This is a genomic window from Clostridium sardiniense (assembly GCF_016907995.1).
GTDB classification, from domain to species: domain Bacteria; phylum Bacillota; class Clostridia; order Clostridiales; family Clostridiaceae; genus Clostridium; species Clostridium sardiniense.
Window position 1 is genome coordinate 47,690 of the sequence record NZ_JAFBDA010000002.1, and the last position, 25,800, is coordinate 73,489.

Sequence of the window (25,800 nt, forward strand, 5' to 3'; positions counted from 1 at the left end):
AAGATTTAAGAATAATAAAAGGGGAGAAATTGTGTGAGTGGGAAAATAGCATTAGTTTATAAATCAAAGTATGGGAGCACTAAAAAATATGCTAAATGGATCCAAGAGGAATTAGATTGTGATATATATGAAAGAGATAAGGTTAATATTAAAAAAATATTAGAATATGACACAATAATATATGCTGGGGGATTGTATGCAAGTGGCATAAAAGGTTTTAAATTAATAAAAAAGAATATTGATAAGATAAGTGAAAAAAGATTGATTCTTCTTGCAGTTGGATGTTGTCTTGGAAGTGAAAAAGATATAGATACAATAAAAGAAAGAAATTTACAAGATGGATTAGATAAAAAATTAGAGTTCTTTTATCTAAGGGGAGGATTAAATTTTAATGAATTAAAATTTTTTGATAAGACAGCAATGAAAATGCTTAGAAATAAATTAGCAAATAAAAAAGAACCATTAACAGAAGAAGAAACCTTACTATTAGGATGCTATGAAAAACCTCATGACTGGACAAATAAGAAAAATATAATTCCTTTAATAGAATATATTAAAGGAAAATAAAAAAACCACCATATGGTGGTTTTTTATTTAATGAATATTAAGCTCTGTTTACTGAACCGAATAATTCCATTTTTTCTTTAACTATATCTTTAATAGCTTCAAATCCTGGAGCAAGAAGTTTTCTTGGATCGAATCCTTTTCCTTCTAAATCTTTTCCAGCTTCGATGTACTTTCTTGTAGCTTCTTGGAATACTAATTGACATTCAGTATTTACATTGATTTTTGAAACTCCTAATGAGATAGCTTCTTTAATCATATCAGCAGGGATACCAGTACCACCGTGTAATACTAAAGGCATTGGTGCAGTAGCATCATTTATAGCTTTTAATGCAGCAAAGTCTAATCCCTTCCAGTTTGCTGGGTATTTTCCGTGGATATTACCGATACCAGCAGCTAACATTGTAACTCCTAAATCAGCAATTTGTTTACATTCTTGAGGATCTGCGATTTCTCCAGCTCCAACAACTCCGTCTTCTTCTCCACCGATTGATCCAACTTCAGCTTCTAATGAAACACCTTTTTCTGAAGTTAATCTAACTAATTCTGAAGTTTTTTCTATGTTTTCAGCTAATGGGTAGTGTGATCCGTCAAACATTACTGATGAGAATCCAGCTGCCATAGCTGCCTTAGCTCCTTCATAGCTACCGTGGTCTAAGTGTAATGCTACAGGAACTGTTATGTTTAATTCTTCTAACATTCCGTTAACCATTCCAACTATTGTTTTGTAACCACACATATATTTTCCTGCACCTTCTGATACTCCTAAGATTACAGGTGAATTGTTTTCTTGAGCAGTTAATAGAATAGCTTTAGTCCATTCTAAGTTGTTAATGTTAAATTGTCCAACTGCATATTTGCCTTCTCTAGCTTTATTTAGCATTTCTTTTGCTGAAACTAACATGTGCAAAACCTCCATATACTTATATAATTATTATTATTATTTTTGAGAAGTAAATGCTTTTTACATATATTTCTCTCTATCTAGTAGTATAACCCAAAATCATAATTATGAAAATAGTAAAATATATAAAATTACCATAGAATATCTTATAAAAAAGGTATTATACCCAAATATTAGGAAATTATGTCTAAAATATTAACCTTTTATTAAATAGCAATTTTGTTTCCAAAAATTAATCTTTTAAGTTGTTCAATGGTGGTAGAATGTTTGTATAAATTAAAAAAATAAGCAGAAGATAAAGTAGAGGAACTGATTAAAGATGGAAATGGATAACAGAAACAGAAGAAGAATGGAAAAAAGAAAAAAATTTAAGAAAAGAAGGATTATTTCAGGAATTATTCTTGTAGCACTAATTGTTTCAGGTGTAGGTATTTATTCTTATGCTCATCATAAAAGTGATAGTAAGATAGCTACAGAGCAAAAAGACGGAGCAAAAAATATGATTGGGGATAACACAAAAGAGAAAGCGAAACCAAAACCAACTGATATCATGCCAGGACAAAATATAATCTATGCAGCAGATAGCTATGCGGTGCCAGCAAGTGATGTTGATAAGATGATGAATTCTAAGGATCCAGTAAATAATGAAAAACAAGTATTTTTAACATTTGATGATGGTCCAAGTGAAAACACAAGTAACATTTTAAAAATACTGAAGGAACAAGATGTACATGCTACTTTCTTTGTATTAGGATCACAGCTTAAAGATAATCCTAAAAATCAACAATTATTAAAAGATGAAATAGATAGTGGTAATGCTATAGCTAATCATACTATGAGTCACGAATATAAGAAATTATATCCAGGTAATAGTGTTGATGTACCAGTATTTATGAAAGAAATAAATGACAATAATGAGCAAATGAAAAATATACTTGGAGAAAATTTCAATACAAGAGTTTTAAGAATGCCTGGTGGATATATGTCTAGAAAATATTATAGAGATCCACATTTAAAACAATTAAATGAAGCAATGAATAAAGAAGGAATTATATCTGTAGATTGGGATGCTGAAACAGGTGATGCAGAATCAAATACATATTCAGTAGACTATTTAATTTCTAGAGCTAGAGGTTATATGAAGAGTGAAAAGCATGTTATTTTATTAATGCATGATGCAGCAGCTAAAAAATCAACCGTTAAAGCACTACCAGAAATTATAAAAATGTTTAAGGATAATGGATATAAATTTAAAGTTATAAAAAATGCACCTATGAGTTATTTTGATTCAAATAATAAAGAACAAAATTCTCAAAATAATAAAGATACACAAAAGAATAATACTCAAAATAATTCTCAAAAGGAAAGTAAGTAATAAAAAAGCAAGGAATTTAAATTCCTTGCTTTTTTATTTAATTATATAATATTTTTCTTGATGTATCATTGTAGTAAGGTGAACTTGGATATGAATCTTCTAAATGTTGAGCATATTTCTTAGCTTCAGCTTTATCACCTTTATCATTATAGTATAAACATAAGTTGTATAATATTTCAGCTGTATAAAGATCAGAATGAGGATATTTATCTAAATATTCTTTGAAATATTTAACCGCATCATCTTTCTTATCTAAAGAATTTTCAGTTGATCCTAAAAAGTATAATACATGTGGTTCTAAGTAAGTTCCACCACAGTATTTATAAGCTTTTGATAAATTATCTAATGCTACATCAAACTTTTTATCTTTGTAAGCATTTAATCCATCATTATAATATTTCTCTACACCGTCTTTTTTCATCATATCAAGGGCTTTATCATAGCTATCTTTAGCATCAGCTGGTACTTTATCAGCTGGAGTTTCACTTAATAAAGTATAAAGAGTATTTATATCTTTACTTTCAATAGCTTTATCAAGATCCGCTTTTAGGTTTGCTGGAACTTCTTGCACTGGCTCTTGACTTTGTGATTGCTCAGTTTGAGGTGTTGAATCATTTGAATTAAAATGTTTAACACTTGCATAAGCTGCAACAACCACAATAAGTGCACAAACTGCAATTATTGCTGATTTTTTACCTTTAGCTGAAGAGGTTTTAGTTTTACTTGTGGATTGTGAGTTATTAGTATCATCTAATTTTGATGAATGAACTTTATTTTCTATATTATTAGAAATATTAGTATCTACAGATTCAGTTTTATTATCAATTGAATCATTATTACTTTTAACGTCATAATTACTAGTATTTTCAGATTCATCAATAACATATTCTTTAATATCTTCATTAGAAGTAATAGAATCTTCTTTATTAAACTCATCCATAGTAGTTATTTCCTCTTGATCTAAATGAGTAGTATCTATTTTAACTTCTTCTACATCTTCAACAGTTTCAGCAGGATTCTCAGAAGATAATTCTTCAGAGGTGTTAATATTAGTTGTAACTTCTTCGTTAATCTCATGGATTGTAGGCGTAGATGGATTTACAACATCTTCTATCTCATCTTCTGGTGTACTACTTACAGCATTTAAATTATCAAAACTTAAAGCTTGCTCCTTGGTAGACTTATCTATATCTTCAAGACGCATTTTTGCTGTTGGATTATTGTTGTATTCAGAATTAATCTTCCAATTCAAAATTGCCTCGTCTATTCTGTCTAGCTTGTATAAAATTTCCCCCTCAAGTTCTAAAGCTTTTTCATTGTTATAATCTTTTGCTAAAATTTTATCACATAGTTTTAAAGCTTCTTTATATTTTTTATTTTCATAGTATTTGGTTGCCTTATCTAATTTTTTATCAAAATTACTCATATTTCCTCCTTAGTCAATCCATCCTTCTTATTATTTTAATACAAAATGTTAAATAAATTATTTCAAAAGTATTTCATTTGTAGTAATTTATCTAAAAAATTATAAATTATTATAGGTAAGATGTAAAAATAAGTTATATTAATGTAATATTTATATCATCTTACTTTAAAAGGAAGGACTATTCTAAATAAACAATTAAATAATATCACTAAATAAACGAGAATGTTGGTATTTTAATAAAATAATATACAATTAACAAAAAATTCACAATGCACTTGCCTTTTAGGTTATATTATCATCGTCATAGATAGCAAATAGAGAAATAGAATGATCATTATTAGATTTTTATTGACTAGTATAATTTTAGATATAATTAGAAAGTTAGCATTAAAAAACATAAGATTATTAAATGAGAGGTTAAGTTAAGAATTATTTAAGAAAATATAAATAATTAATTTAAAAATATTTTGATAATATAATTATAAGGTTAAAAGAGATGATTATGGGACTATGGGGGGATTAGAATATGGAAATTGAAATAATATTAGATTATTTTTCACAATATGGATTGATATTTCTTTTTGTTATTGTATTTTTAGAATATCTTAATTTACCTGGACTTCCTGCTGGAATAATTATGCCAGCTACAGGAGTTTTAATTGCAAATGGAGAGAGTAATTTTTTTGTTGCAATAATTATTTCTGTAATTGCCGGAGTTTTAGGTAGTGTTTCACTATATATAATAGGAAGAGTAGGGGGAGCTAAATTATTAGATAAATATTTAAAAAAATTTCCAAAGCAAAAGCATTATGTTGATAAGATTGCAAAAATAGTTGAAGAAAAAGGAAATTTTGGAGTTTTTATAAGTAAACTTATTCCGGTGGCAAGAACATTAGTATCAATACCTGCTGGAGTTTTTAAATTAAACTTTGTTAGTTTCGTAGCATATTCTGCATTAGGAATATTTTTGTGGAACACAGTGTTTATATCAGCTGGATATTTTTTAGGGGATATAATTTTATTTAGATAGAATAAATTTGTAAAAAGAGGTTATCTTATTTTAAGATAACCTCTTTTTCTTTATAAAAAATTATTAGTTTTTTTAGTTAATTACTTTACTTTATAGCATTTTAATAAACTTGTATAAATTTTAACAAAAAAACTATTTACAAATAAATAATAAAGAAGTATGATTTAATTATGAAAATTAAAAAATAAAGATTATTAATTAAGAATGAGTATAAATTAGGAGGAATTAATCATGAAAGTTCTTGTTATAGGATGTACACATGCAGGTACAGCAACAGTAGTAAATTTAAAGGCACTATACCCAGATAGTGAAGTAACTATATACGAAAGAAATGATAATATATCATTCTTATCATGTGGTATAGCACTTCATGTTGGAGATGTTGTTAAGGATTTAAATGATATGTTTTATAGTTCACCAGAAGCATTAGCTGAGCTTGGTGTTAAAACAAATATGAAACATGATGTATTAGATATAGATTTTGATAATAAAAAAGTTAGAGTTAAAAATTTAGTAACAGAAGAAATATTTGAAGATAATTATGATAAATTAGTCTTAACAGTTGGTTCATGGCCAATAGTTCCAAACTTTGTTGGTGGAGACTTAGAAAATATAGTTTTATGTAAAAACTACAATCAAGCAAAGGCGATTACTGAAAAGGGTAAGAAAGCTAAGAATGTAGTTATTATTGGAGCAGGATACATTGGTGTTGAACTTGCAGAAGCATTTGAAATGTTAGGTAAGAACGTAACGTTAATTGATGCAGAAGAAAGAATAATGCCTAAATATTTAGATAAAGAATTTACAGATATAGCAGAAAAATCATTTATAGAACATGGAGTTAATTTAGTTCTTGGTGAAAAAGTTAAGTGCTTTGAAGGAGAAAATGGAAAGGTACAAACTGTAGTAACTGACAATGGTACTTATGCTGGAGACCTAGTAGTATTGTGTATTGGATTTAGACCAAATACAGCATTAGTAAATGGAAAGCTTAATACTCTTCCAAATGGTGCAATAATGATTGACGAATACATGAGAACAAGCAGAGAGGATGTATTTGCAGCAGGAGATTGTTGTGTTGTTAAATTTAATCCAACTAAAGAAGAAAGATATATTCCACTAGCTACAAATGCAGTAAGAATGGGAACTTTAGTTGCTAGAAATATAAATGGTCCTACAATTAAGTACATGGGTACTCAAGGTACATCAGGTATTAAAATATATGAAGAATGTATAGCATCAACAGGATTAACAGAAGAAGGTGCTAAACTTGCTGGATTAGAAGTTGAAACTGCAACAATTGAAGAAAATTATAGACCAGAATTCATGCCAACATACGAAAAGGCAATGGTTAAAATTGTATTTGATAAAAATTCAAGAAGAATTTTAGGTGGTCAAATTATTTCAAAAGCTGATTTAACTCAATTTATGAATACTTTATCAGTAGTTATTCAAAATGATATGACTGTAGAAGAACTTGCAATGACTGACTTCTTCTTCCAGCCACACTTTAATAAACCATGGAGTTTATTAAATGCAGTAGCGCTTAAAGCTCTATAATATTGAAGTAGAATAATATATTTAAGAACCTATCATGAATGTGATAGGTTCTTTTTTATTAAGATAATATCCATTATTAGTTAAAATGAATAATTAATAAATAATTAACAAAATCTAAAGTAAGGATAAAAAAATTAAAAAATATTAATTAATATATAAAACATGTTAATGTAATAAAATTTTAATCAAATTTTAACTACATTAAAAAAGATGAGTGATACCATTAAAACATAGTTTGGAAGAGAGAAGAGTGATGAGGGTGAGATCACAGATGTTTAAAATAGATAATAGTATTTATAAAAAAGAAATATTAAGAAGAAAAAGAAGGAAACGAAAAAAAATTGTATTAGGAGTTTTATCGTTAACAGTTATAATATTTATATTTTCTGGGACTTATAGATTAAGTGCACATATTAAAGAAAAGTTAGAGAGAGTTGATATGGTTGAAGAGGGTGTACTAGCTATTAGAAACTTAGAAAATAAGAATGTATCAGATATTCAAAGTAAAATAGAAAAAATAAAACAAGATAAAATAGATGAATTAAATAAGATAAATAAAGAAAGTATAAAAAAGCATGAGAAAAGTAATACAAAGGAACAGAAGAATAGAAGTTATAAAGCGATATTTGAAGATACGGTTTTTATGGGGGACTCTTTAGTTGAACCTTTAGATGAATATAATTTTCTATTAGCTTCATCAGTAGTTGCAACTAAAGGAAGAAATGTTATAACGGCCAATGAAAAAGACATAAGTTCAGTAATAAGTTTAAAACCTAGAAAAATTGTAATGTTATATGGGATGAATGATCTTGGCATGTTTAAATATAAAAATGATTTTATAAATAAATACAAAAAATTAATAGCAAATATAAGAAAGCAATTACCTGGAACACAAATATACATAAATAATATTTTTAAAACTCAAGAAAAAGTTTGGCTAAAGGATAAGAATCTTAGGCCAGAGAGAATAACTGAATTTAACAATGCATTAAAAGATATGTGTGATGAACTAAAAATTAATTATATAGATGTAAGTTATTTAGTTCAAAGTAATAGTAAGTTATATGAACCTGATGGAATTCATTTAATAGCAAACTTTTATCCTAAATGGTTAGAGCAGATAAATAAAAAAATTAATAAATAAAAAGGGGGCTATTATGAAAGATATCAATAAAAGGTCGTGTGTAAAATTACTATTAGTGATATTTTTAGCAATAATATTTAAAGGGTGTACAACTTTTTCAGATACAAAAAATATACCAGTTAATAATATAGTAAAAGAAATAGAAGTAGCACATGATTTATCATCTATGAGAAAGGGAGACAGCAAAGTATTAAAAAGATATTATGGATTAAATTCAAATGATTTAGAAGAATTTTGTTTATACTTACCTTCATCAACGATGGATGTAGATGAAATACTTATAGTAAAGGTGAAGAATAAAAAACAAATTGAATCAATAGAAGATAGTATGGAGGAGAGGGCTAATAAACAATTAGAGAGCTTTAAAGATTATGCACCAGAACAGGCAAATTTAATAGAAAATAATGAAATTGCTGTAAGAGGTAACTATGTAATTTTTGTAATATCAAAAGATGCTGAAGCAATAAAGGACAAATTTAAAGAAGCAATAAAATAGAAAGAGGTAATAGACGTGGTATTTAGCAGTATAATTTTTATTTTTACTTTTTTACCTATTACATTAATTTTATATTACATATCTCCAAGGAAAATAAAAAATATAACATTATTAATAGCTAGCTTAATTTTTTATGCATGGGGTGAACCTAAATATATATTTTTAATGATACTTACTATAATTTTTGATTACTTTGCAGCCTTATTAATAAATAAAAATTCAAAGAATAGAAGAAAAGTAAGACAGATTTTTATATTTACTATAATAATGAATATAGCAATACTTGGATTTTTTAAATATTTTGGATTTATTGTAGAGAATATAAATAGTTTATTCTCTACACATATTGAATATGAATCTCTTCCATTACCTGTAGGGATATCATTTTATACATTTCAAACATTATCATATATAGTAGATGTTTATATGAAGAAAGTTAATGTGCAAAAGAATTTTATAAATTTTTCACTTTATATATCAATGTTCCCACAATTAGTTGCAGGACCAATTGTTCAATATTCTGATATAAATAAACAGTTGGAAAATAGAAATGAAAATATAGATAAGTTTGGTGAAGGTGTAGAGAGGTTTATAGAGGGATTAGGTAAAAAAGTATTACTTGCTAATAATATAGGAATGGTATGGACTGCTATATCTAGTATGAATATAGCAAATATTTCTGTGATTTCTTCATGGATAGGAATAGCTGCATATACATTTCAAATATATTTTGATTTTAGTGGATACTCGGATATGGCAATTGGACTTGGTAAGATGTTTGGTTTTGATTTTATAGAAAATTTTAATTATCCATATATATCAAAGAGTGTAACTGAGTTTTGGAGAAGATGGCATATATCACTTGGATCATGGTTTAGAGATTACATATATATACCTCTTGGAGGAAATCGTATAGGCATAAGCAAACAATGTAGAAATATTTTTATTGTATGGCTTTTAACGGGGTTATGGCATGGTGCGAGTTGGAACTTTATAGCCTGGGGATTATACTATGGGTTCTTTGTTCTTATAGAGAAGATATTTATGAAGAATTTATTAGAAAAACTTCCAGTGGCAATAAGACGTATTTATACAATGATAATAGTTATGGTAGGCTGGGTATTATTTTCTATGAATACATTAGATGAGTCAATACAATATATAAAAGTAATGTTTGGACTGTCTGGAAATAAGTTCATAGACGGAACATCAATATATTATCTATATACTAATATATTAATATTTATAATTTTAATATTATGTTCAACTCCAATTATAAAGAAAATATTTAATAGAATAAGAGAGGTATATAATTCTAAAGGGGTAATAGTAGCATTATTAATACAGATGACAATATTATTACTAAGTATTGCTTATTTAGTTAATGCAACCTATAATCCATTTTTATACTTTAGATTTTAGAAAAGAAAGTAGATGAATATGTTATGTATAAAAAATCTAATATAAATAAAATTAGATATCAGAGATTATTAGCAGTTAGTTTTCTACTTTTTCTAATAATCTTAGTAAGTTTAAATATTGTGATTAAACCCAAAGAGTTTTCAGAAGTAGAAAATAGAATGCTAGCTCAAGCTCCAAAATTTTCAATAGATAGATTATTCGAAGGTAGATTTATAAAAAAATATGAGAAATACAAAAGTGATCAATTTGCATTTAGAGGTTCTTGGATAAATATTAAATCAACAATTGATAAAATAAGTGGTAAAAAAGAGAGTAACGGAATTTATTTATCAGAGAATGCTTATCTTATAGAGAGTTTTAAGGAACCTAATGATGATTATATAAATCAAAATATAAATGCTATAAATAAGTTTTCAAAAATACATAAGAATATTAAGAGTTATGTAATGGTTGCACCTAATGCTATAAGTATAGTTAAAGATAAGTTACCTAAATTTGCACCAGTATTAAATCAAAGAGATTACATAAATAATTTTAAAAGTAAATTAAGTTCAGATATTAAATTTATTGATACTTTTGATATATTAAATAATCATAAGAATGAGTATTTATATTATAGGACGGATCATCATTGGACAACTTTAGGAGCGTATTACTCATACTTAGAAGCATGTAAGACTATGAATTTAAAAGCAAATACTAAAGATAATTATTCTATAGAGCGAGTTACTAATGATTTTTATGGAACATTATCTTCAAAGAGTGCATTTGATGTTGATGAGCCTGATAGCATAGATATATATATTCCTAAAAGTAGTGATGATGAAGTAATAGCAAACTATGTTAAAGAAAAGAAAAAAGAAGGGACTTTATATGATAGTGATAGTCTTAAAAAGAAGGATAAATATACAGTGTTTTTAGAAGGAAATCATCCTATTGTAAAAATAAATACAACTTCCAAGAGTGATAAAAAGTTATTACTAATAAAAGATTCTTATGCAAATAGTTTTGTACAATTTTTAACTACTCATTATAGTGAAATCGTAATGGTTGATCCTAGATACTATTATGATGATATTGAAAGTTTAATTAAAAATGAAGGAACAACAGATATATTATATCTTTATAATGCGAATACATTTTTCCAAGATAATTCCTTAGCACCAGTTTTAAATAACGAATAAGAAAATAAATTTAATATGTAAAAGGGACCATCATAGATTATGATGGTTTTTTTATATATTAAAAATAGAATTTTATTTTAATAAAAGGATAATCCTAAATATATAAAAATTAAGGAGATGATTTTATGAATATAAATATAGATGAAAAAGCAAAGGAAGCATTAATAAAATTAGGTGCAAATTCACAGGATGAATATGTTAGAATAAAAGCAACACTTTCTTGTGGAGTTTCCTATTATGAACTATTTACTGATTTTAAGAGGGAAGATGATAAAGTATTTAATATAGATGGAATAAAGTTTGTGCTAGATGAATATTCTGAGAAAGCATGTGATAATACTACAATCTTTTATGATAGAGATAAGTATATTAATGGATTTTATATAAAGGAGAATAAATGAAAGATTTAGAAAAGAGTAAGAGTAGAAAGTTAGAGCATATAAAATATGCTATGGAGGCTTATTCTAAAGAAGATTATTTTAAGGATATAAAAATTTTTAATAATTCTGTACCAGAAATAAATTATGATGAAATAAATCTTAAATGTAATTTTTTAGAGAAAAAAATAGATATGCCAGTTATGATAAATGCTATGACTGGTGGAACAGATTTGAGCTTTGAAATAAATAGAGATTTAAGTATTATAGCAAAAGAATTTAATATTCCTATGGCAGTTGGATCCCAAGCTATAATGTTTAAAGATAAAGGGTTAGAAAGAACATTTAAGGTAGCTCGAGAGAATAATAAAGAGGGTATTATTCTCTCTAATTTAAGTGCACTTAGTTCTTTAGAAAATGTAAAAAGAGCAATAGACTTAATAGAAGCGGATGGAATTCAGCTTCATTTAAATCCAGCGCAGGAATTGGTTATGACAGAAGGGGATAGAAATTTTAAGGGAATGTTAAAAAATATAGAAAATATAATAAAAAATATAGACGTTCCAGTTATTATAAAGGAAGTTGGCAGTGGAATTAGCTTTGATGCTTGCAAAGAATTAATAAATGCTGGTGTAGAGTATGTGGATGTTGGTGGAAAAGGTGGAACAAGCTTTATTAAAATTGAAGCATTAAGAAAAACTATTGATATATTCGAAGAAATAGAAGAAATTGAAATACCAACACCTCAATCAATCCTTTTTTGTAAGGTTGCAAAACCAGATTTAAATATAATATCATCTGGAGGAATAAGCAAAGGAAGTCATATAATAAAGTCTATAATGCTTGGTGCAAATATAAGTGGGATATCAGGACCTATACTATATAAATATTTAAATGGTGGAATGTATGAAGTTATAGAATATATAAATTCATTAAGAGAAAATATTAAAATACTTATGGGATGTTTAGGATGCGAGAATATTGAAGATATCAAAAAAGTAAAATATTACTATAAAGAGGAAGATATTATTAAAAACTTTGTAAAATCTAAAATAAATATTTAGTAACTATCCAATAAGTGTAGAAGATACAAGCTGTTTGTGTTATAATTTTCATGTTATTCTTTAATAATGGAGGAGTAAGTATATGAAACACATAAAAACAATTAATAAAACAAACATCAAGAACAGTTTAAAGAAACCAGGATGCAAAGAATGTGCAAATTCATGCCAATCAGCATGTAAAACTTCATGCACAGTTGCAAACTTAGAGTGCGAAAACTAATAAATAAGCAGTAACTTAAACTTAAGTTACTGCTTAATTATTAATGTAATTTAGGAGGAGTTTTTAAAATGGCATTAATACATAAATTTAAACAAGGGGACAATTGTTTTGTCTTAGATGTTAATACAGGAGCAGTTCACGTTGTTGACGAACTAGTTTATGACTTAGTAGATGACAATGGATTAAGAGATAAGAATACAGTTATAAATGAATTAAAATCAAAATATGATGAAAAAGAGCTTAGTGAAGCTTATGATGAAATAAAGCAATTAGTAGATGAGGACATGCTTTATACAAAAGATATGTATGAAGATATAGCTCATAGTTCAATGGATGATAGAGACTATATAAAGGCTGTATGCTTAAATATTATTCATGGATGCAACTTAAGATGTAAGTATTGTTTTGCAGATGAAGGAGAATATCATGGACACAAAGGTGTTATGGATATAGAAACTGCAAAGAAAGCAATAGACTATGTCGTAAAGAGAAGTGGTCCTAGAAGAAATATAGAAATAGATCTTTTTGGTGGAGAACCAACTCTTATAATGGATACTATTAAAGAAATAATAAAGTATGCAAGAGATAATGAAAAAGCGTGGAAGAAAAATATAAGATTCACTATGACAACTAATGCAACTCTTTTAAATGATGAAATGATGGAATTCATGGATAAAGAAATGGGTAATATTATACTTTCATTAGATGGAAGAAAAGAAGTAAATGATAATGTAAGAATTAAAGTTGATGGTTCAGGATCATATGATGATATACTTCCAAACATCAAAAAGATGGTTGAAAGAAGAAATAAAGATAAGATGTTCTATGTAAGAGGAACATTTACAAGAGCAAACACTGATTTCTATGAAGATGTTATGGAAATGGCTAAAGAAGGCTTTAGAGAAATATCAATAGAACCAGTTGTATTACCAGGGGAGCATCCTCTTTCATTAAGAGAAGAAGATTTAGATACTATCTTTGAAAACTATGACAAGCTATATGATGAAATGGTTAGAAGAAAGAGAGAAGGGGATGAATTTAGATTCTATCACTTCAATGTAGATCTTAATGGAGGACCATGTGTATACAAGAGAATTTCAGGTTGTGGAGCTGGATTTGAATATGTAGCAATAACTCCTCAAGGTGATGTATATCCATGTCATCAATTTGTTGGTAAGGAAGAATACAAATTAGGAACAATATTTGATGATAGCTATGATAAAGAACTTGGAAGAGAATTTAAGAAAGCTCATATATACAACAAACCAAAGTGTAAGGATTGCTGGGCAAGATTCTACTGTAGTGGTGGATGCCAAGCTAACAACGTAAACTTTAATGGTGATATACATGTTCCTTATGAAATAGGATGTAAGATGCAAAAGAAGAGAATTGAATGTGCAATTGCATTAAAGGCAGCAGAATAAATTTTAAAATATTTTGGAGTGATAAAGTTTGAAAGAGTATATCCTTGAAAATGGAGTAAAGTTAATATATAAAAAAAATATATCAGATCTTACTTCAATATGTATATCTTTAGATGCTGGAGCTTTAAGAGATGAAGAAAAGTATGGAGTAGCACATGCTACAGAGCATATGGTTTATAAAGGAACAAAAAATAGAAGCGAAGAAGATATAAATAAAGAACTTAGTGAAATTTTTGGATTCCAAAATGCTATGACAAATTATCCATATGTAATATACTACGGAACTCTTTTAGGAGAAGATTTAGAAAGAGGAATAGAACTTTTCTCAGATATTATTATAAATCCTTCCTTTAAAAATGATGGCTTTAAAGAAGAAATGAGTGTAATAGTTGAAGAGTTAAAAGAGTGGGATGAAGATTTAGAGCAATATTTAGAAGATAAACTATTTTTAAATGCATTTAAAAGTAGAAGAATAAAGTATCCTATAATAGGTACATTTGATAGTTTAAAAAATATATGCTTAGAAGATATTAAGGGGTTTTATAAAAAGACATATTTCCCAAGGAATACTAAAATTGCAGTTGTTACTTCATTAGATTTTGATATAGTCTTAGACATAGTTAAAAGATATTTTGAAGAGTGGAACAGTACACTAGATACAATAGATGAAATAACTTATGAAACTCTTTATTCAAAAGTCTTTGAAGATATAAAAGGTGATATAAAAACTAATAAAATACAAATAAATTATTCTATTGATAAACTTTCAGAAAAAGAAGTAAGAGCTCTTAGAATATTTAATGAATATTTTGGAGAAGGTATAAACTCTAAACTTTTTGATACATTAAGAACTAAAAATGGATTAGTATATGATGTATTAACGAGAGTTTGTCATGAAAATGGGATAAAATTTTATAAAATTACATTTAGTACAGCAAAAGAAAATGTGGATAAAGCACTATCTTTAATAGATGAGTGTGTTTATGAAATTAAAAATCTTAAAAATACAATTAGTGAATCTGAACTTTTAAAGTGGAAAAAGAGGTTTAAGCTTAAAAGATTATTTAGAGAAGAGCAAAGTATTGTTTTAGCTAAAGAGTTATCTACCTATGAGACCATGTTTAATGACTATAGAGTTTATATCAATGAAACGGAAGATATAGATAATATTGATATAGATTTTATAATAGATACTTTAGAGAAGGTATTTAAAAATAAATTAGTTCAAATTATCAAATAAAAAAGTTGCCTTATTAGCTTAGGGCAACTTTTTTAGTTATATAAATATTCAAAATTAGATTATAACCTTGTATAATTTATATAGTTAAAGCCATATTATGTTTTGAATATTAATATAAATTAATTTATTTTAAATAGAGATTTTAAGGGAAAATAAAGGGTTTAATTAGAATATTATAAACTGAATGGAAGAACTTATTAAAAATAAGGAGAAGTACTATGAGTAGAAAAATACCAATATTACAAACACTATTAGATTATCATAATGAAAATAATTTGATTTTATCAATGCCAGGAAATAAGTGTGGCATAGGTTTTTTGAAGGATGATATAGGAAAAGAATTTACAAATAGACTTGGATTTCTAGATATAACAGAAAATGATCCTTTGGATAATCTTCAACACCCAGAGGGAATAATAAAAGAGGCAGAAGAACTTTTAGCAAAAACTTATAACGGAAAAAAGGGTTATTTTATGGTTAATGGAAGTTCAGGTGGAAATATAATTTCTATATTTAGTGCTTTTAATGAAGGTGATGAGGTGCTTGTTGAAAGGAACTGTCACAAATCTGTATATAATGGATTGATATTAAGAAAACTTAAAGTTACGTATATAGAGCCAGTAATAGATAAGGAAAGAGATATATTCTTGCCACCGGATAAGAGTAAAATTTATGAAGCATTAAGTAAAAGTAATAATCCAAAAGGTATAATATTAACTCATCCAAACTATTTTGGTATAAGTTATATCTTAGAAGATATAATTAAAGATTTAAAAAATAGAGGTTTAAAGGTTGTAATTGATGCAGCACATGGAGCTCATTTTGGAATAAATGAAAGATTACCTAAAAGTATTACACAAGTTGCAGACTATACAATTTTAAGTGCTCATAAGACAATACCAGCATTAACACAAGGTGGATATTTAATTGTAAATGATGAAGAAGGAAATGTAGAGTTTTATAAAAATGCATTACTTACAACATCTCCATCATATCTTTTAATGGCATCTTTAGATTATGCAAGATACTATTTAGATGAATACGGAAATTTAGATTATGAGGAACTTATAGATAGAGCAGAAGCTTGGAGAGAAAGGATAAATAGTCTTAAAAAACTTCATATATTCTCAAGAGAAGATTTAAAAGAAGGATATGAATTTGATTTAAGTAGATATCTAGTATTACTTCCTAAAGGATATAGTGGACACAAGTTTCACGATTATCTGAGAAGAGAAAAAATTCAAGCAGAAATGAGTTTTTCAAGAGGTGTAGTTTTAATACTATCACCATTTAATAAAGATGATGATTTTAAAAAGATATATGATGCTATAGAGAAACTAAAAATTGATGATATTAAAGAAAAAGGAGGTTGTAAAATTTTTGACATTACACCAGAGAAGGTTTTAGAGCCTTATGAGGTCTTTGAAAAGCCCGGAAAATTTTGCAAAATTGAAGAGGCAATTGGACTTATAGCTAAAGAAGCTATAATACCATATCCACCTGGTATACCATTAGTTTGTCAAGGGGAAAGAATCACACAAGAAGTTGTAGATATGGTTATCAGTTATATAAAAAATAAAAAGGATGTAATTGGTCTATATAAAGATAGTTTTAAGGTTATAGAGAAAAAATAGTTTAAATAGAACATAGGATTTAAGTCTTATGTTTTATTTTTTTGGTATATTTCTAGAAGGAAATACTGGTAACAATAAGAGACATAATTCATATAGTATATTATAAGGATAAAAACTAAGTATACAAAAGAGAGGTAGGAAATTATGGGTAATTGTAATAGAGACTGTATGGAAAATAGAAGAAGACGCAATGATTGGGATTGCGATAAACATGATTGGTGCAAAGACAAATGCAAAGATAAATGCAAAGATAAAGATGATAAATGTGAAAAATTTGAAAAATGTGCAAAAGAAATGTCAGAAAGAAATCAAAAGTTAATCGAATGCATAAATAGAAAGTTAAAAGAAATAATTTGCTTACAAGAAGAAGGCGAAAAGAGTCTTGAAAGAGCTGCACGTTTATTTGAACAAGCTGAAGAAAGAACAAAGGAAGTTGAATGTTTAGTTAGAAAACTTAAAGAAATGGAAGAGAAAAGGGATTGCTGTTGTGAGAAAGCTATAAAATGTTTTAAAGAAAAATGCGAAGAAGAAGAATGCGAAGAAGAAAAATGCGAATGCGATTTTCATGATTGCTGGCGTTGTAGATAATTAATTTATAGAGAGGCTATAAAAAGAAGATTCTTTATAGTCTCTTTTTTACATAAAAAAGCATAAGAAAGGAAGTATATATTAATGCAGTTAGAGAAGGAACGATTAAGAACTTTTTTAATTGGAAGTTGTGATGGAGCATGTCCAGGAAGAAATTACTATAGAGAAATGGCACAAAAAGTACCAGAAGATGATTTAAAAACTATATTAAATCATCAAAATTAGACCTATCTATGTAGACTAAACTTAATATTAATTAGATAACATTTAAGAAGAGATTAATTATAAATGTTATCACATATATAAAAAAATATATTAAACTGTAAAAAAAAATAAAAAAAGGTATTGAATTTATTAAAATATAGTCATATAATATAGAAAATAAATAAATGTAAAAAGTTTTGAAGAGGAAGAGTACATTTAGATATAACTTTTAAGAGAGCTAAAGAGTGGTGTGAATTTAGTAAGTTAATCTTATGGAAGCAGCCTTGGAGTTGTCTATTGAGAAATAAGCTTATTGCTTAATAAAATAGTGCCGGAGTCCTACCGTTAAAGAGGAAGGAATATAATATGTATTCCTACTGAGTGAGTAATTATAGTAATATTTTTACTTATTAGGGTGGTACCGCGAAAGAGTTAGTAACCTTCGTCCCTTTTTTGGGATGAGGGATTTTTTTATTTTAAAAGAAAAAGATTATTGAGATCTATAGGGAGGAATAAAAAATGGAAGAAATTCTTGAAGTATTAGAGAAAAACAGTAGATATACTGATGAAGAAATTGCTATAATGACTGGGAAAACAGTAGAAGAAGTCAGAGATGCTATAAGAGATTATGAAGAAAAGAATATAATTGCAGGTTATACGACTTTAATTAATTGGGAGAATACAGGAAGAGAGACAGTAACAGCTTTAATTGAAGTCAAAATAACTCCACAAAGAGGAGAAGGATTTGATAAAGTAGCTGAGAGAATATATAAATTTTCAAATGTAAAAGCATGCTATTTAATGAGTTCAGGCGGCTTTGATCTAACTGTTATAGTTGAAGGGAAAACAATGAAAGAAGTTGCTATGTTTGTATCTGAAAAACTTTCAGTACAAGAATATGTTCAAGGAACAGCAACTCATTTTGTACTTAAGAAATATAAAGATCATGGAACAATATTTAAAGATAAGAAGATTAATGATAGGGAGGCAATATTTATATGATGATGGAAAAAATGATTTTAAGCAAAGTAAAGGACATGCCTCCATCAGGTATAAGAAAATATTTTGATATGATAAATGAGATGGAAGATGTTATATCACTTGGTGTCGGAGAGCCAGATTTTGTTACACCTTGGAATGTTGTAGAAGCTGGAATATATTCACTAGAGAAAGGTCATACTCATTATTCATCAAATGCAGGTTTTATTGAGTTAAGAGAAGAGATATCAAGCTATATGAACAGAAGATACGATCTTTCTTATAAAGCGGAGAGCGAAATATTAGTAACTGTTGGAGGCAGTGAGGGTATTGACTTAGCACTTAGGGCTTTAGTTGGACCTGGTGATGAAGTTATAATACCAGAACCAAGCTTTGTAGCTTATAGAGGATGTACTGCATTTACTGGAGCTACAGCAAAAATAATTAATTTAAGAGCAGAGGATGATTTTAAACTTACGCCAGATATGCTTAGAGAAGCGATAACTCCTAGGACAAAAGTAGTAATACTACCGTTTCCTAATAATCCAACAGGAGCTATAATGACAAGGGAAGAGCTCGAAAAAATTGTTGATGTATTAAAAGATAAAGAGATAGTGATCTTATCAGATGAGATATATAGCGAATTATCCTATGATAAGAAGCATGTATCAATTGCAAGTTTTCCTGAAGTTAAAGATAAAACGCTGATAATAAATGGATTTTCAAAGGCTTATGCAATGACAGGTTGGAGACTTGGATATGCATGTGGAAATGAAGTATTAATAGATGCTATGAAAAAGATACACCAATATGCAATTATGTGTTCTCCAACTACTGCTCAATATGCTGCTATAGAAGCCCTTAAAAATGGCGATGATAGTGTAAAAGAAATGGCAGGAGAGTATAATAGAAGAAGAAGAGTATTAGTTGATGGATTTAGAAAAATGGGACTAGATTGCTTTGAGCCATTAGGAGCTCTTTATGTATTTCCTTGTATTAAATCAACAGGAATGACATCGGATGAATTTTGTGAAAAACTTTTAATGGAAGAAAAAGTTTTAGCAGTACCAGGAAATGCATTTGGAGATTGTGGAGAAGGTTTTATACGAGCATGCTATGCAGCATCAATGAATGACATAATGGAAGCTGTTAAAAGAATAAGAAGATTTATAGAAAAACATAAAATATAATATATAGAATTATTAACAAGTGATAATAGTAGTACTATTATCACTTGTTTTATTAAATAATATAAATAAAAAACTTTATGAATTTTAGTTCATTTAATGTTGAAAAAGTATTGCAAAAAGATTAATATTATATGTATAAAATTAATAAAAGAAGAATGAGGGAAGAGTATGAGAGAAAAGGTTATAAATTTAGGCGATGGAAATATTAAGAGTTTATTATTTAAATTAGCACTTCCAGCGATTATAGCACAGCTTGTAAATGTATTATATAACATAGTAGATAGAATATTTATTGGAAGAATTCCGAATGGAGGAATTGCTATGGCAGGGGTTGGAGTTGCTTTTCCAATTATAATGATAGTTGCTGCATTTAGTGCTCTTATTGGATCTGGAGGTGCACCTATTGCAGCTATAAAGATGGGTGAGAAAAAGAATGATGAAGCAGAAAAAATAATGAGTAATAGCTTTGGAGCATTAGTTATTATTGGAGTAGTTATGACCATAGGATTCTTAATATTTAAAGAGCCTTTACTTTGGGCTTTTGGAGCAAGTGAAGCTACTATAGGTTATGCATCAGAATATTTAGGGATTTATTTAATAGGAACAGTATTTGTTCAAATTGCCTTAGGTATGAATCCTTTTGTTAATACACAAGGATTTGCAAAAATAGGAATGGCTACAGTTGTGATAGGCGCTGTTATAAATATTATATTAGATCCAATATTAATTTTTGGATTTGGTTTAGGAGTAAAAGGGGCAGCACTTGCAACTGTTATAGGACAGTTAGTTTCAGCTATATGGGTATTAAAGTTTTTATTTGGTAAAAAAAGTACTCTGAAAATAAGAAAAGAGCATATAATACCAAAGTTAAAAATATTATTACCTATAATGGCTCTTGGTGTATCACCTTTTATAATGCAAGCTACTGAAAGTTTAGTGATAATAATAATGAATAATCAATTATTAAGATTTGGAGGCGACCTTGCAGTTGGTGCAATGACTATAATGAGTAGTATAATGCAAATAATTATTTTACCACTTATAGGTCTTTCACAAGGTGCACAGCCAATAATTAGTTATAATTTTGGTGCAGGGAGATTAGATAGAGTAAAGAAGACCTTTAAGTTACTTATAATAAGTTGCGTAGTTTATTCAACTACTATGTGGCTTTTACTTATGACTGTTCCAGAAGTATTTGTAAGAATATTTAACAATGATCCTCAGCTTCTTGAAATAACATCATGGAGTATAAAAATATTCTTTGCAGGAATTCTAATTTATGGAGCACAAGTTGGATGTCAACAAACATTCCTTGCACTTGGACAAGCAAAAATATCTTTAGTTTTAGCTTTACTTAGAAAAATAATACTGCTAATACCATTAGCATTGTTATTACCAATGATTTTTGAGAATAAGCTTGCAGGTGTATTAATGGCAGAACCAGCAGCAGATATTATAGCGGCGACCATTACGATAATAGCCTTTGCTATATTTTATAAGAAACAATTATCAAATATTGATAAAGAAATAGAGCGTTAATTTGAATATAAGGTGTTTACTATTATTTAAAATATTTAAAAAGAATATGTAAGAGATATAATAAAAATGGTTAAGGATTTATATAAGTATTAATCATAAAAGTTTAATATTTATGCCCATAAATTCTAATAAAGCAGGAGTCTTTAAGATTTCTGCTTTTCTTATAAATTAGCATATAGTCAATAATAATTTATATGAATATATTTAGTTATTTTTGTTATAATAATTTTTTATGGTAAAATATATTAATAGTTACTTAAGGAGGAATTTAAATGAGAGAGTTAATAGATTTACATACACACACAGTATCTAGTGGGCATGCTTATAGTACTGTAAAAGAAAATATAGATAGTGCAAGTAATAAAGGGCTTAGATACTTAGGAATATCAGATCATGCACCTCAAATGCCAGGAAGTGCACATATATTTCATTTTCATAATTTAAGAGTTATACCAAAGGAAATAAACAATGTTAGAACGTTAGTTGGTGCAGAGGTGAATATTTTAGATTATGAAGGAAATTTGGATTTAATAGATAAAGATTTAGAGATGCTAGATTATGCAATTGCTAGTTTACATGCCACATGCATAGCATCAGGTACTGAAGAAGAGAATACGATAGCTGTAATAAATGCTATGGATAGGCCTAATATAAAGATAATAGGTCATTTAGATGATGCAAGATATCCAGTAAATTATGAAAAAATAGTTAAAGCAGCTAAAGAAAAAGGCGTTTTATTAGAACTTAATAATTCATCATTAAAGCCAAATGGGTTTAGAAAAGGTGCATTAGAAAATGATACAAAGATGCTAAATATATGTAAAAAGGAAAAAGTTAAAATTATATTTGGTAGTGATGCACATATATGTTATGATATTGGAAAATTTGATAATTGTATTAAGTTAGTAAAAGAACTAGATTTTCCAGAAGAATTAATTGTAAATTATAATGAAGATGATATAAAAGAAATATTTAAAATATAATTCAGGAGAGTTAGCAACTGAAAAATTGCTAGCTCTTTTTTATCATAGGTTACTTTGTTAAAAAATAAGCTAATTCATGGTACAATATATTTAAGGACATTAAAGGGGAGTTTGCTGTGAGAGAAGAGAATAATATAAAAATACTATACTATGGTATAGGGGAATCCGCTATAGTTAAAAATATAGATAAATTTAAGACTTCAAATTTTGAAAGGAAAATAAAATTAAAAGATAATATAATAAGTTTTTATGATACTTTTAAAATAAATATTAATAGATATAAAGTAAATTTTATAGATTTAACAAGAACGAATAAGTATGCAATAGTTGATATTTTCAAAGATGAAATAAATGAATATGATAATATAATTATTCTTGGAGATGATAATGATTTTGCAGAAGGTATAAATAAGTCGATATCTTATAAAAATATAAAATTTATAAATATAATTATAAATAAGGAAACAATAAAAAGAAGTAATATAGAAAATAAGAAAATAATATCTAAAGAAATGATAGAATTTTATATAAATAAATTACTAAATAGAGATGAAATCTTTGAAGGAAGAGTGTATATCTCTCAGGAAACTCCAATTAAAAGGTGTGGTATTGGTGTTTATAATGTATTAAGTGAATGTAAAGAATTATATTCTCAAAAAGAAGTAGCTCTAAATATAATTAGTGGAGAAAAATTATATTTAGATACTCTTGCATATATTACAGATCCTATTTTAGAATATATAAATGAGAATGCAAAAGTAAAGGTCAAGAATATAGTTTCAAAAGAACTTAATGAAAATTTTATAGTTAATATATTGGGAGTTCAATAACAAGAAGTTATTGAACTTTTTTTATTAATATAAGAATTAAAGTTTAAAATAATAAAAATATAGATAATACTAGATATTGTACTTATATAAAAATAAGACAAGAGTCTAAATTAATATCAAATATTGTCAATAAATTAACAAAAAACAAGTTAATTAAGTTAATTAAGTGATTTGGAATTGCAATTATACTTAAATAAGTTAAATAATTATTTAGAAATTTAAATATAATTTAAAGTTAATTGTTAATGTTATAACATAAATGTGAAAGAAATAACAAAAGCAATCATAAATTAAAAAAGATAAATAGAGGAGGATTTAATTAATGGACATCTTAAGCATTTTAGGAAAAACATTAACAGATAATGCAATTATCGGAGCAATTTTTTCATCAATAGCAATTATTTTCTTAGGATTTTATTTAAGAAAGAAAAACATAATTAATGATGGAGCATCAAAAATATTAACTAAGGTTGTTCTATCAGTAGCAATTCCAGCACTTGCATTAAAAGCATTCTTAGTAGATATAGATAAGAAGAGCATGCAAGAAGGGATAAACCTTTTAATATGGGGATTTGTAATATACATACTTCTTATATTTATAAGTAAATTAATTTACTCAAAATATCAAGGGGACAAGCAAGACACTTTAAGAGTATTAACTATATTTGGTTCAACTACTTTCTTTGGTACTCCAATAGTACAAGCTGTTTATGGACCAATCGGAGTTATGTACTCATCAATATTTAATATAGCTTATAGAGTATTTCTTTACTCATACGGTTACATAAAAATGTCAGGCGTAAAAATGGACAAGAGTAACATGAAGAAGAACTTAAAAGATATGTTCTTAAATCCAATAATTATAGCTACATTCTTAGGATTATTTATATGGTTATTCCAAGATTCATTACCACAAGTTGCGGTTACAACTAAAGAAGGTGTAAAGAATTATGCATTCTTAAGAATAGATCAAACATTACCATGGCTTTATAAACCATTAACATATTTAAGTTCATTATGTTCACCACTTGCATGGCTTGCAATTGGAGCAAAACTTGCGACAATACCATTTAAAGAAGCCATGGCTTCAAAGGAATCATGGATGTATAGTATACAAAAAGTTATTATAGTACCACTTATAAACATTGTATTACTATATGTATTAAATGTTACAGGTATATTACCAGTATCATATGTTGGACTAGCTACAGTAGTAATAATGATGGCAACACCAACTGCTACAGTTGCAGCTGCATATGCTATAAGTTTTGATAAAGAATCACTTTTATCATCTAACTGTTCATTATTATCAACAATAGTTGCAGTAGTAGCTATGCCATGTTGGATAGTTGTATTAGAAGTAATTAAAAACTTAGGATTATTTGTTTAGATAGCATAAGAAGGAGATGACTTGTATGTCAATTAAATTAGTTTGTTTTGGAGTAAGAGAAACAGAAGTTGAGTTCTTCCATAAATTAAATAAATACGGATATGATTTAAAACTTGTAGAAAAGGGATTAAATCATGAAAATGTTAAAGAAGCAATAGGTGCTGAAGCTATAATGGTTAGAGGTAACTGTATGGCAGATAGGCAAAACTTAGAATTATTAAGCAAGCATGGGCTAAAATATGTTCTTACAAGAACAGTTGGATTTAACCATGTTGATTTAGAGGCAGTTAAAGAACTTGGGCTTAAATCTGCAAGAGTACCTGGATATTCACCAAATGCAATATCAGAACTTGCAGTAACATTAGCAATGATGTTACTTAGACATACAGCATATACAGTTAATAGAACTAAGGATAAGGATTTTACTATTGATGCAACTATGTTTAGTAAAGAAATTAGAAATTGTACAGTAGGTGTAATTGGAGCAGGAAGAATAGGTCTTACGACAGCAAAACTTTTCAAAGGCCTAGGTGCTAAAGTTTTAGCTTATGATGTATTCCAAAGTGATGCTGCAAAAGAAGTTGTAGAATTTGTAAGTCAAGATGAATTATTGAATAGATCAGATGTAGTATCAATACACATGCCGTTTATCAAAGATGTTAATCATCACTTTATAAATGATGAATTCATTTCAAAGATGAAAGATAATTCAATACTTATAAATACAGCAAGAGGAGAGCTTCAAGATTTAGATGCAATAATTAGAGGTCTTGAAAGTGGAAAGCTTGCTGGATTTGGGGTAGATACATTTGAAGGAGAAAGTGAAATATTCTTTAAGAATTTAAATGGACAAGATATAAAAGATAAAAATATAGAAAAACTTATAGGAATGTTCCCTAAAGTATTAATAACTCCTCATATGGGTTCATATACAGATGAAGCTTTAACAAATATGATAAGTATTTCATATGACAATATGAATGAGTATTTAACTGAAAATGAATGTAAAAATGCAATAGCATAATATTTTATAT

The 25,800-nt window shown here is 27.4% G+C and carries 25 protein-coding genes and 1 other annotated feature; of the genes, 23 read left to right on the top strand and 2 right to left on the bottom strand.

Features of this window, described 5'->3' with window-relative positions; translation table 11 throughout:
• Positions 1 to 33 precede the first annotated feature (33 nt).
• Complete coding sequence (locus tag JOC62_RS02535) at positions 34 to 567, top strand: flavodoxin domain-containing protein (protein ID WP_204593600.1); 534 nt, start codon at positions 34 to 36, stop codon at positions 565 to 567.
• A 37-nt stretch (positions 568 to 604) separates the two neighbouring features.
• Here JOC62_RS02535 and fba read toward each other — a convergent pair whose 3' ends face one another.
• Entirely contained in the window at positions 605 to 1,468 is an 864-nt protein-coding gene (fba, locus tag JOC62_RS02540) for a class II fructose-1,6-bisphosphate aldolase (RefSeq protein ID WP_204593601.1), read from the bottom strand.
• A gap of 319 nt (positions 1,469 to 1,787) precedes the next feature.
• On the opposite strand from fba, the gene JOC62_RS02545 reads away from it, so the two are divergent.
• Positions 1,788 to 2,843 carry a polysaccharide deacetylase family protein gene (locus JOC62_RS02545; RefSeq protein ID WP_204593602.1) on the top strand — a complete coding sequence of 352 codons (1,056 nt, stop codon included), beginning with the start codon at positions 1,788 to 1,790 and terminating at the stop codon, positions 2,841 to 2,843.
• Between the two features lie 37 nt (positions 2,844 to 2,880).
• On the opposite strand, the gene JOC62_RS02550 is transcribed toward JOC62_RS02545, so the two are convergent.
• Complete coding sequence (locus JOC62_RS02550; protein ID WP_204593603.1) at positions 2,881 to 4,269, bottom strand: tetratricopeptide repeat protein; 1,389 nt, start codon at positions 4,267 to 4,269, stop codon at positions 2,881 to 2,883.
• 526 nt (positions 4,270 to 4,795) lie between these two features.
• Here JOC62_RS02550 and JOC62_RS02555 point away from each other — a divergent pair.
• The 21 genes from JOC62_RS02555 (at position 4,796) to JOC62_RS02655 (ending at position 25,790) form a co-directional block, all read left to right on the top strand.
• Entirely contained in the window at positions 4,796 to 5,299 is a 504-nt protein-coding gene (locus JOC62_RS02555) for a DedA family protein (protein WP_204593604.1), read from the top strand.
• Positions 5,300 to 5,530: 231 nt separating this feature from the next.
• Positions 5,531 to 6,859 carry an FAD-dependent oxidoreductase gene (locus tag JOC62_RS02560; protein ID WP_204593605.1) on the top strand — a complete coding sequence of 443 codons (1,329 nt, stop codon included), beginning with the start codon at positions 5,531 to 5,533 and terminating at the stop codon, positions 6,857 to 6,859.
• Between the two features lie 271 nt (positions 6,860 to 7,130).
• A complete protein-coding gene (locus tag JOC62_RS02565; protein ID WP_204593606.1) occupies positions 7,131 to 8,003 on the top strand; it encodes a GDSL-type esterase/lipase family protein in 873 nt (290 codons plus the stop codon).
• Between the two features lie 13 nt (positions 8,004 to 8,016).
• Positions 8,017 to 8,499, top strand: a complete 483-nt coding sequence (locus tag JOC62_RS02570) for a DUF4358 domain-containing protein (protein ID WP_204593607.1) — start codon at positions 8,017 to 8,019, stop codon at positions 8,497 to 8,499.
• A 15-nt stretch (positions 8,500 to 8,514) separates the two neighbouring features.
• Positions 8,515 to 9,921 carry an MBOAT family O-acyltransferase gene (locus JOC62_RS02575; protein ID WP_204593608.1) on the top strand — a complete coding sequence of 469 codons (1,407 nt, stop codon included), beginning with the start codon at positions 8,515 to 8,517 and terminating at the stop codon, positions 9,919 to 9,921.
• A gap of 119 nt (positions 9,922 to 10,040) precedes the next feature.
• Complete coding sequence (locus JOC62_RS02580; protein ID WP_341534788.1) at positions 10,041 to 11,105, top strand: DHHW family protein; 1,065 nt, start codon at positions 10,041 to 10,043, stop codon at positions 11,103 to 11,105.
• Between the two features lie 125 nt (positions 11,106 to 11,230).
• Positions 11,231 to 11,506: an iron-sulfur cluster biosynthesis family protein gene (locus JOC62_RS02585; RefSeq protein WP_204593610.1), complete on the top strand. Its 276-nt coding sequence runs from the start codon at positions 11,231 to 11,233 to the stop codon at positions 11,504 to 11,506.
• Positions 11,503 to 12,546, top strand: coding sequence for a type 2 isopentenyl-diphosphate Delta-isomerase (gene fni / locus JOC62_RS02590; protein ID WP_204593611.1), 1,044 nt, complete (start codon positions 11,503 to 11,505; stop codon positions 12,544 to 12,546). Before JOC62_RS02585 ends, fni begins: the two co-directional genes overlap by 4 nt.
• An 82-nt stretch (positions 12,547 to 12,628) precedes the next feature.
• Positions 12,629 to 12,766: a six-cysteine ranthipeptide SCIFF gene (scfA, locus tag JOC62_RS02595; RefSeq protein WP_035279055.1), complete on the top strand. Its 138-nt coding sequence runs from the start codon at positions 12,629 to 12,631 to the stop codon at positions 12,764 to 12,766.
• A gap of 68 nt (positions 12,767 to 12,834) precedes the next feature.
• On the top strand, positions 12,835 to 14,190 hold the full coding sequence (gene scfB / locus JOC62_RS02600; protein WP_204593612.1) for a thioether cross-link-forming SCIFF peptide maturase: 1,356 nt from the start codon (positions 12,835 to 12,837) through the stop codon (positions 14,188 to 14,190).
• Between the two features lie 28 nt (positions 14,191 to 14,218).
• The gene (locus JOC62_RS02605) at positions 14,219 to 15,430 is read left to right on the top strand and encodes a M16 family metallopeptidase (RefSeq protein WP_204593613.1); all 1,212 of its coding nucleotides are present in this window, start codon (positions 14,219 to 14,221) and stop codon (positions 15,428 to 15,430) included.
• 218 nt (positions 15,431 to 15,648) lie between these two features.
• Positions 15,649 to 17,064: an aminotransferase class I/II-fold pyridoxal phosphate-dependent enzyme gene (locus JOC62_RS02610; RefSeq protein ID WP_204593614.1), complete on the top strand. Its 1,416-nt coding sequence runs from the start codon at positions 15,649 to 15,651 to the stop codon at positions 17,062 to 17,064.
• Positions 17,065 to 17,208: 144 nt separating this feature from the next.
• A complete protein-coding gene (locus tag JOC62_RS02615) occupies positions 17,209 to 17,652 on the top strand; it encodes a hypothetical protein (RefSeq protein ID WP_204593615.1) in 444 nt (147 codons plus the stop codon).
• Between the two features lie 84 nt (positions 17,653 to 17,736).
• Complete coding sequence (locus tag JOC62_RS02620; RefSeq protein WP_204593835.1) at positions 17,737 to 17,877, top strand: hypothetical protein; 141 nt, start codon at positions 17,737 to 17,739, stop codon at positions 17,875 to 17,877.
• Between the two features lie 167 nt (positions 17,878 to 18,044).
• Positions 18,045 to 18,309 (top strand) — a binding site (T-box leader).
• 66 nt (positions 18,310 to 18,375) lie between these two features.
• A complete protein-coding gene (locus JOC62_RS02625; protein ID WP_204593616.1) occupies positions 18,376 to 18,858 on the top strand; it encodes an Lrp/AsnC family transcriptional regulator in 483 nt (160 codons plus the stop codon).
• Positions 18,855 to 20,024 (top strand): pyridoxal phosphate-dependent aminotransferase, encoded by a 1,170-nt coding sequence (locus tag JOC62_RS02630; protein ID WP_204593617.1) that lies wholly within the window; start codon positions 18,855 to 18,857, stop codon positions 20,022 to 20,024. Before JOC62_RS02625 ends, JOC62_RS02630 begins: the two co-directional genes overlap by 4 nt.
• A 168-nt stretch (positions 20,025 to 20,192) precedes the next feature.
• Positions 20,193 to 21,563 carry an MATE family efflux transporter gene (locus JOC62_RS02635; protein ID WP_204593618.1) on the top strand — a complete coding sequence of 457 codons (1,371 nt, stop codon included), beginning with the start codon at positions 20,193 to 20,195 and terminating at the stop codon, positions 21,561 to 21,563.
• Between the two features lie 272 nt (positions 21,564 to 21,835).
• A complete protein-coding gene (locus JOC62_RS02640; RefSeq protein WP_204593619.1) occupies positions 21,836 to 22,546 on the top strand; it encodes a phosphatase in 711 nt (236 codons plus the stop codon).
• Between the two features lie 116 nt (positions 22,547 to 22,662).
• Positions 22,663 to 23,376: a hypothetical protein gene (locus JOC62_RS02645; protein WP_204593620.1), complete on the top strand. Its 714-nt coding sequence runs from the start codon at positions 22,663 to 22,665 to the stop codon at positions 23,374 to 23,376.
• Positions 23,377 to 23,698: 322 nt separating this feature from the next.
• Positions 23,699 to 24,766 carry an AEC family transporter gene (locus tag JOC62_RS02650; RefSeq protein ID WP_207758137.1) on the top strand — a complete coding sequence of 356 codons (1,068 nt, stop codon included), beginning with the start codon at positions 23,699 to 23,701 and terminating at the stop codon, positions 24,764 to 24,766.
• A 25-nt stretch (positions 24,767 to 24,791) separates the two neighbouring features.
• Positions 24,792 to 25,790: a 2-hydroxyacid dehydrogenase gene (locus JOC62_RS02655; RefSeq protein ID WP_204593621.1), complete on the top strand. Its 999-nt coding sequence runs from the start codon at positions 24,792 to 24,794 to the stop codon at positions 25,788 to 25,790.
• Positions 25,791 to 25,800 lie beyond the last annotated feature (10 nt).

Excerpts from the sequence above, each read along its gene's own strand:
- fba (WP_204593601.1), bottom strand. The coding sequence starts at position 1,468 with ATGTTAGTTTCAGCAAAAGAAATGCTAAATAAAGCTAGAGAAGGCAAA.
- JOC62_RS02545 (WP_204593602.1), top strand. The coding sequence starts at position 1,788 with ATGGAAATGGATAACAGAAACAGAAGAAGAATGGAAAAAAGAAAAAAA.
- JOC62_RS02550 (WP_204593603.1), bottom strand. The coding sequence starts at position 4,269 with ATGAGTAATTTTGATAAAAAATTAGATAAGGCAACCAAATACTATGAA.
- JOC62_RS02555 (WP_204593604.1), top strand. The coding sequence starts at position 4,796 with ATGGAAATTGAAATAATATTAGATTATTTTTCACAATATGGATTGATA.
- JOC62_RS02560 (WP_204593605.1), top strand. The coding sequence starts at position 5,531 with ATGAAAGTTCTTGTTATAGGATGTACACATGCAGGTACAGCAACAGTA.
- JOC62_RS02565 (WP_204593606.1), top strand. The coding sequence starts at position 7,131 with ATGTTTAAAATAGATAATAGTATTTATAAAAAAGAAATATTAAGAAGA.
- JOC62_RS02570 (WP_204593607.1), top strand. The coding sequence starts at position 8,017 with ATGAAAGATATCAATAAAAGGTCGTGTGTAAAATTACTATTAGTGATA.
- JOC62_RS02585 (WP_204593610.1), top strand. The coding sequence starts at position 11,231 with ATGAATATAAATATAGATGAAAAAGCAAAGGAAGCATTAATAAAATTA.
- fni (WP_204593611.1), top strand. The coding sequence starts at position 11,503 with ATGAAAGATTTAGAAAAGAGTAAGAGTAGAAAGTTAGAGCATATAAAA.
- scfA (WP_035279055.1), top strand. The coding sequence starts at position 12,629 with ATGAAACACATAAAAACAATTAATAAAACAAACATCAAGAACAGTTTA.
- scfB (WP_204593612.1), top strand. The coding sequence starts at position 12,835 with ATGGCATTAATACATAAATTTAAACAAGGGGACAATTGTTTTGTCTTA.
- JOC62_RS02610 (WP_204593614.1), top strand. The coding sequence starts at position 15,649 with ATGAGTAGAAAAATACCAATATTACAAACACTATTAGATTATCATAAT.
- JOC62_RS02615 (WP_204593615.1), top strand. The coding sequence starts at position 17,209 with ATGGGTAATTGTAATAGAGACTGTATGGAAAATAGAAGAAGACGCAAT.
- JOC62_RS02620 (WP_204593835.1), top strand. The coding sequence starts at position 17,737 with ATGCAGTTAGAGAAGGAACGATTAAGAACTTTTTTAATTGGAAGTTGT.
- JOC62_RS02625 (WP_204593616.1), top strand. The coding sequence starts at position 18,376 with ATGGAAGAAATTCTTGAAGTATTAGAGAAAAACAGTAGATATACTGAT.
- JOC62_RS02630 (WP_204593617.1), top strand. The coding sequence starts at position 18,855 with ATGATGATGGAAAAAATGATTTTAAGCAAAGTAAAGGACATGCCTCCA.
- JOC62_RS02635 (WP_204593618.1), top strand. The coding sequence starts at position 20,193 with ATGAGAGAAAAGGTTATAAATTTAGGCGATGGAAATATTAAGAGTTTA.
- JOC62_RS02640 (WP_204593619.1), top strand. The coding sequence starts at position 21,836 with ATGAGAGAGTTAATAGATTTACATACACACACAGTATCTAGTGGGCAT.
- JOC62_RS02650 (WP_207758137.1), top strand. The coding sequence starts at position 23,699 with ATGGACATCTTAAGCATTTTAGGAAAAACATTAACAGATAATGCAATT.
- JOC62_RS02655 (WP_204593621.1), top strand. The coding sequence starts at position 24,792 with ATGTCAATTAAATTAGTTTGTTTTGGAGTAAGAGAAACAGAAGTTGAG.